Raw genomic sequence first — 6,293 nt, 5'->3', positions numbered from 1 at the left:
GTGGGGGAGAAGGCGGGCGGCCCGTCGGCGGCATCGGAACCGGCGCCCGTCCCCCCTCAGCCGGCGGCACCGGCGGCACCGGCGGCACCGGCCGCACCGGCCTACCGGTACGGTCTGCGCCGGTCCGTCCTGGCCGAAGTGGCCGTCGGGGTCGTGGTCCTGGTGCTGAGCACCGTGCTGAGCGGCACCCTTCCCGGCCGGGCGCAGGCCGAGGCCGCCGAGGCGGCACCGGCCACGGACGGACTGCCCGCAGCGTCGGTCACCAACGTCCCCTTCGCGGTGGGCGGCGCCACGGGCAAGGTGCAGATCACCCTCGACCCGGGCCGCACCGGCGACAACTCGGTCCAGGCCATCGTCTACTCGGCCGACGGCGGCCTCGCCACGGTCCCCGAACTCCGGCTGTCCTTCACCCTCCCCTCCCAGCAGATCGGCCCGATCGACGCCCAGCTCAAGAACAGGGGCGGCTACTGGGGCACGAACGACCTCACCCTGCCCCTCGCCGGCGACTGGCGGATGAAGGCGACGGTCAGGGTCTCCGACATCGACCAGATCAGCGTCACGAAGACGATCAGGATCGTGGGCTGAGCAGGTCGGTCATGGTCTCGGCGGCCTGCACGGCGGCGGCTCCGCAGCAGTTGTTGAACAGGACGTGGAGCTCGTCGGACCGCTCGGCCAGGGTGTGCAACCGCGTTACCCACTCGGCTAGTTCGTCGCGCGCGTAGTCGTACCGGAAACGCTCCTCCTTGCTGCCGCGGCCCCAGGAGGAGCTGCGCCCGTGGAAGCGCACGACGGACAGCCGGGGAGAGGTGACGGGGGTGACCGGCGGCAGGGAGGCGGGCAGCCCCTGGCGCATGTCCACGGCCACGGCGGCGAAGTCGTACTTGGCGAGCAGCGCGCAGGTGAGGTCGTCCTGCCCCTCCTCCCACCAGGACGGATGGCGGAACTCCACGTGGACGGGCCAGCCGGCGGTCCGTTCCGCGGTCTCCTCCAGGAACCGTTCCGCCCGCGCCCCCGGCCGCAGCCACGGCGGGAACTGGAACAGCACCCCGCCGAGCCGCCCGGCCCCGCGCAACGGCTCGATCCCGGCCGCGAACCGCGCCCACACTTCGTCCAACGGGACGTCGGCGAGCGCGGCCTGCTTCACCGGATGCCCGGTGAGGGGCGCGTACGCCTTCACGTCGAACACGAAGGACGCGGGTGTGCGCTCCACCCACAGAAGGCTGTTGCGCTCGCTGGGCAGGGCGTAGAACGTGCCGTCCACCTCCACCACCGGGAACCGCTCGGCGTAGTACCGCAACCGCCCCTCGGCGTCCCGCCGCCCCGGCGGGTACCAGCCGCTGCGGACGAGCGCGGGATCGGTCCAGGAGCACGTGCCGACGAGAATCCGGGTCATGGGGTGTCGGGTACCGACCTAGGCTTCCGGCATGACTTCCCAGGCGTATCTCTCCCAACTCTTCTCCCTGGACGGCCGGGTGGCGGTGGTGACCGGCGGGAGTTCGGGCATCGGCAGGGCGATCGCGGGGGCGTTGGCGCGGGCGGGAGCGAGCGTGGTGATCGTGGCCCGCCGGGAGAAGGAACTGGCCTCCACGGTCACGGAGTTGACGTCCGACGGCTGCAGGGCAGCCTGGGTGAGCGGCGACTTGAGCACGCGGGAGGGCGTCCGCACGGCGGCGGAGGCGGCCGCCGCCGTGTTCGGCGAGCCGGACATCCTGGTCAACTCCGCCGGCGTCAACCTGCGTCCACCCATGCCCGAGCTCACCGACGAGGTGTGGGACACCACCATGGCGGTCAACCTGGAGGCCCCCTACCTCCTGGGCCAGCGCTTCGGCCCCGGCATGGCCGAGCGGGGCTTCGGCAGGATCATCCACATCACGTCCCAGCAGGCCCACCGCGCCTTCGTCCAGAGCGGCGCCTACGGCGTCTCCAAGGGCGGCCTGGAATCCCTGGCCCGCTCCCAGGCCGAGGCCTGGTCCCCGCACGGCGTCACCTGCAACACGCTCGTCCCCGGCTTCGTACTGACCCCCCTCAACGCCCGCCTCGCCGACGACCCGTCCCGCGTCGCCTCCCTGGCCGCCCGCACGATGACCGGCCGCAACGGCCTCCCCGACGACTTCGCAGGCGCCGCGATCTTCCTGGCGAGCGGGGCCTCGGCCTATGTCACGGGGCAGTCGATCTTCGTGGACGGGGGGTTGTCGGTGCACTGACCGCAGACGAAAGGGCGCTGCCGGGGCCGGCTGCCAGGCGAAGACCGGGTTACTGAGTCCGCCGGCCCTCCTCCGGTGAATACAACCAGAACCGCAACCGTCGCTCGCCTATTTGCCGCTCTCCGGGCCGTACCACTGGAGAGCCTGGCCAGTCACCGCAGCGATGCAGGCGAAGTCGTGGTCGCGGTGCAGGAGGGCGAGTCCTTGCAGCTCAGCGGTCGCGGCGACGACGAGATCCACCGCACCCGCGCTGCGTGCTTCCCCCGTTTGGTGAGGGCTTCTTGGACCTGCCAGGCGCGGCCCGCAGCCGGGCGAGAGCCAGGGCACGACGCCTGCTCTCCAGCACCTCGCGAAGAGCGGTGTTGACCGCCTCCTTCTTGGTGCTCGTCCCGAGGGCCTTCGCCACGTCCGCGACCAGGTCGTGGTCCATGTCGATAACCGTCCGACGCATTTGGCGCCTCCCTGATATCAAATGTGGTGACAGGTAAATCTCGCGAGATGTCTGCGTGGTGCCCGCGCGGCGGCACACCAGGGGCCCGGCCTTGGCAGCCGAGTCCTACGCGGGCATCACACCGTGGATGCGGGAGAGAGTGAAGACGCGTTCCGCTTCACGCAGGTGACACCAGGCGTCGAGGTACGGCGGATCGAGTTCCAGGTCGCTGAGGGTGCGTACGGTCCGGTTGCCCGAGGTGGCGATGTACTCCACCGTGATGGCCGCACCGGTGTCGATGGCATGGGCGAGCTGGCGTACGTCGCTGTACGACAGGTGCTTCGCGTATCCGGCGACGATCTCCTCTGTGTCCGTCGCGAACGGCTCCCCGCCGCCGAACGGATCGGGTTCCGGTGAGTGCGGCGGGGCCTTGAGCAGCCGGTCGGCCAGGGCACCCATCCCGGCGTCGGCGGGCAGGCCCGAGGCACGGGCAGCGGTGGTCCCGGGGCCGCGCCGCCCGACGTTCCTCCGCGGGGGCGGGACGGCAGCCGCGGCCCGCTGCGGCAGGCGCTTCTCGATACGTACCGTTCCCCCGGCGCTCTCGGCGACCGGGGCGTAGCCCGCGGCGCGGAGCGCGGCCAGAGTCGTCGCGGGTGGGCTGCCGCTGACCAGGACCGTCGGGGCGAGCTGCCGCAGGGCGAGCTTCGACAGTGCGCGGTGGGCGGCGAGCTCGGCCAGGAGCGCGGGTTCGTCGCCGTGGATGACACAGGCCGCGGGGGCGATGCGCACCCGTCCGTGACCTCGTGCGGTGTCGGCGATGAGGTAGGTCAGCGGCTGTGGCAGGACCGTGGCGGAGCCGGCTGCCAGGTTGGCCACTATCTCGTCCGGGGTATGGCCGGCGTCCATGGCCCGGCGGACACTGCTGCCGCTGAAGCGCCATACGGACGCGGTGCCACTGGTCTCCCGGTCGGCCACCGAATCCAGCAGCGCCGAGAGTCGCGCGGACGGGGTGCCGGTGACGACGGCGGTGAGGTCGGCGCCGATCCGGGCCGTCGTGGTCGCCCGGGGCAGCAACCGTCGGGCCGTGTTGTCGAGCTCTTTGTCGGCATGGGCCGCCAGGTGGGCACCGAGCGGGGACAGCGCACCCCGTGCCAGCACGCCCAGCAGTTCGCTTTCGCGGATCACGGTGCTGAACGGTGCTGTGTCCTGGGGCGAGGCGTCGTCGGCGAGCGGACGGTGCCAGGCCACGAGCGGCCCCAACTCCGAAGTGACCTTCACGCCCTGTCCGGCCGGAAGCCCCGCCGCCGCGGTGAGCAGCCCGCGGCGGGCCTGCAGGCAGCCGCCGCAGTCAGGGGCACCGGCGAGCGCGGGAAGCGCCTTGCCGTCCTCGTCGCGCGCCGTGGAGGGAGTGAGCGGCAGGTCCTGCCACGCCCGGAGCAGTACGGCGAACTGTTCCGCGGGCTCTTGCTCGGCCCAGGCGTCGTACGCCTCGGTGGGCGGTACGCGATCGCCGTCGGGGGCCAGCAGCCCGGCGGCGTACGCGGTCTCCAGGACGATGCGTACGACGGTGTCGTCCGCCTGGGCGGCCCTGCCGAGCCGCGCCAGCTCACGCGCGCCGACCCCGCCCGACTTCAGCCGGGTCGGTGGAGCGCTCGCGCACGCCGAGAGGACGGAGGCGGCTCGGGCCGCGAACGCGGTGGCGGCCACCGCGGCCTCCCGCTCCACCTCCGATGAGCTGACGGGTACCAACTGTGGGACAGGTGGCAGGGGTTCGAACGGGGCGTGCCAATCGGGACCCCGCAGAGCCAGGGCCACCTCGACCGGCATGCGGACGGGCCCGTACCGGTGACGGTCCTGGAGCAGAAGCCCACGGTCGAGTGCCCATCGGGCCCCTGGCTGGAGGTCGGGGCCAGGAGCCCCGAACGCGCCGAACCGTGACTGACGCGGCGTGGTGCCGACGCCGGCGCTCTGCTCAAGCAACTTCCGTGTGGCCGCCGGTGCCCCCGCCACCAACGAGGCGACCTGATCCGCGTCACTGTGGTGCTCCACCAGAGCCGCGAGCCGCTGCTGTTTGGTGCCGGGAGGCTTGATGCCCAGGACCACCAGCATGCCGCGCAGTTCCTCCGAGGTCGTGCCGACCAGCAGCTCTTCCAGTGGGGCGTCAAGTCCCAGGGGCGTACGCCATGCCTGCCGCAAGGGCGTGGGCATGTGGAGTGCCTCGCTGCCGTCGCGCCACACGAGCGCCCGGTCCGACAGCGCCTCCAGGGTCGCGTCCAGCGCGTGCACCGCCGCAGGGGACGTCGAGCCGAGCAGTTCCGCGAGGCTGTCCCGGGTGGCTCGTGCTCCCAGGGCCGCCAACGCCTCGGCGGCCTGCAGGCACGGCAGCGTGAGCTGGGGCAGGACGAGTGCCACGGACCCCGGACGCTGGAGACGGTCCGCCAACTCCCCCAGCGAACGAGGTTCCGGAGCGGAGGCCGCGTCCTTCCGCATGGTGAGTATGCGTGCCAGGCGGGAACCGTCGAGTTCGCTCAGCCAGGTCGCAAGCGTCGATCGGGACTTCATGAGGGTGCACCTCGGCAGACAGGGAACGGCACAGGCGGGCCGAAGCCACTTCGGCACCAAGGTCAAGGATGGCGCAGTTCCATGATCCGCGGATGCCGAGCGAAAACGGATGCCGGGCCCCGCCAGACCCCAGCCGACGAGACGAGGCGGCGGCAGTGGTAGATCCGACTTCCAGCCTGGCGAAATGTTCCTTATGGGCGCATACAAGTGCAACCAAAACTGCAATCAGCGCACGCCGAACAGCCGAGCCGCGATCGCGGCTCGGCTGTTCATTTCACCTGTTCAGGCGGCTGCGGAGGATACGAGAGTCGAACTCGTGAGGGGTTGGCCCCAACACGCTTTCCGTCTGTGGGGGTGGTGTGGCGGCGCTCGCTCGGGGGCGTTCACCTGGGTTTACGGGCGGTTGGTCGCTGGTGTGGGGACGATCCCGGATCTCGCCTGAACGGTCGTGAACGGCGCTGAATGAGACGGAAACTGAGACGGGCGCAGTTCTTGCGCCGCAAGGGATGGCGGGTAGAGCGGCCGGTCTGGGTACTCTCCCTCTTGGCGGCCGGAGGGGTTACCTAACTCGCTGACATCCGTAGGGCCAGTTGCTCGGGCGGTGCTTGATGGCCCGCCGTGTGTTTGGGCCGTACACGCCGTCGCCTTGGGTCCCCGCTTGGCGCTGTGCGTACTTCAGAGCGTCCCTGGTAGCTGGGCCGAAGATGCCATCCGCGGTGATGGTCGACCCGTAGCACTTGCGCAGCGTGAGTTGGAGGGCTCGGACGCCCTCTCCTGTGTTGCCAACAGCGAGCAGGCAGTCCACACCTGACCCGAGCGCCGGCACAATCGCATGCTGGTATTTCTTGGCGTGGTCGCACGATCCAAGCGAGTTCGCGCTGGTGGCAGCAGCGGCATTGACGCCACTCAAAGCGCTGACGAGAAGTGTGAGCACAGCGGCAGCACGCGTGATCTTGCTAGACATGGGGCCTCCGTAAGTTGTTAGGCGGCCCGGGAGGGCCGGATGTGGCTTATGGGGTCTTGCCTTCAGTGGCTCCCAAGGAGTGGCCGTCCGGCTCTCCGGGGCGCCCTGGCTGCTGATTGAGATGTGCGCGTCG

At 70.9% G+C, this 6,293-nt stretch carries 5 protein-coding genes and 1 pseudogene; 2 read left to right on the top strand and 4 right to left on the bottom strand.

The window, feature by feature from the left end:
- Nucleotides 1–585 (top strand): annotated as a pseudogene (locus tag EHS43_RS34190) (transporter); the annotation flags it as partial.
- Here EHS43_RS34190 and EHS43_RS34185 read toward each other — a convergent pair.
- On the bottom strand, nucleotides 569–1,393 hold the full coding sequence (locus EHS43_RS34185) for a DUF72 domain-containing protein (protein ID WP_125194530.1): 825 nt from the start codon (nucleotides 1,391–1,393) through the stop codon (nucleotides 569–571). The pseudogene EHS43_RS34190 and the gene EHS43_RS34185 overlap by 17 nt on opposite strands.
- 31 nt (nucleotides 1,394–1,424) lie before the next feature.
- On the opposite strand from EHS43_RS34185, the gene EHS43_RS34180 reads away from it, so the two are divergent.
- Nucleotides 1,425–2,204 carry an SDR family NAD(P)-dependent oxidoreductase gene (locus EHS43_RS34180; protein WP_125194529.1) on the top strand — a complete coding sequence of 260 codons (780 nt, stop codon included), beginning with the start codon at nucleotides 1,425–1,427 and terminating at the stop codon, nucleotides 2,202–2,204.
- A gap of 211 nt (nucleotides 2,205–2,415) precedes the next feature.
- On the opposite strand, the gene EHS43_RS34175 is transcribed toward EHS43_RS34180, so the two are convergent.
- The 3 genes from EHS43_RS34175 to EHS43_RS49035 all read right to left on the bottom strand — a co-directional run bounded on the left by EHS43_RS34175 (nucleotide 2,416) and on the right by EHS43_RS49035 (nucleotide 6,160).
- Entirely contained in the window at nucleotides 2,416–2,655 is a 240-nt protein-coding gene (locus EHS43_RS34175; RefSeq protein ID WP_125194528.1) for a type II toxin-antitoxin system VapB family antitoxin, read from the bottom strand.
- A gap of 105 nt (nucleotides 2,656–2,760) precedes the next feature.
- Nucleotides 2,761–5,196, bottom strand: a complete 2,436-nt coding sequence (locus EHS43_RS34170; protein WP_125194527.1) for a helicase-associated domain-containing protein — start codon at nucleotides 5,194–5,196, stop codon at nucleotides 2,761–2,763.
- Nucleotides 5,197–5,755: 559 nt separating this feature from the next.
- Nucleotides 5,756–6,160 (bottom strand): peptidoglycan-binding protein, encoded by a 405-nt coding sequence (locus EHS43_RS49035; protein ID WP_125194526.1) that lies wholly within the window; start codon nucleotides 6,158–6,160, stop codon nucleotides 5,756–5,758.
- Nucleotides 6,161–6,293 lie beyond the last annotated feature (133 nt).

Source organism: Streptomyces sp. RP5T (genome assembly GCF_003933965.1).
In the GTDB taxonomy this organism is placed as follows: Bacteria; Actinomycetota; Actinomycetes; order Streptomycetales; family Streptomycetaceae; genus Streptomyces.
The sequence above is the reverse complement of the archived record's forward strand: the minus strand, read 5'-3'. Positions and strand labels throughout refer to the sequence as shown.

Excerpts from the sequence above, each read along its gene's own strand:
- EHS43_RS34185 (WP_125194530.1), bottom strand. The coding sequence starts at position 1,393 with ATGACCCGGATTCTCGTCGGCACGTGCTCCTGGACCGATCCCGCGCTC.
- EHS43_RS34180 (WP_125194529.1), top strand. The coding sequence starts at position 1,425 with ATGACTTCCCAGGCGTATCTCTCCCAACTCTTCTCCCTGGACGGCCGG.
- EHS43_RS34175 (WP_125194528.1), bottom strand. The coding sequence starts at position 2,655 with ATGCGTCGGACGGTTATCGACATGGACCACGACCTGGTCGCGGACGTG.
- EHS43_RS34170 (WP_125194527.1), bottom strand. The coding sequence starts at position 5,196 with ATGAAGTCCCGATCGACGCTTGCGACCTGGCTGAGCGAACTCGACGGT.
- EHS43_RS49035 (WP_125194526.1), bottom strand. The coding sequence starts at position 6,160 with ATGTCTAGCAAGATCACGCGTGCTGCCGCTGTGCTCACACTTCTCGTC.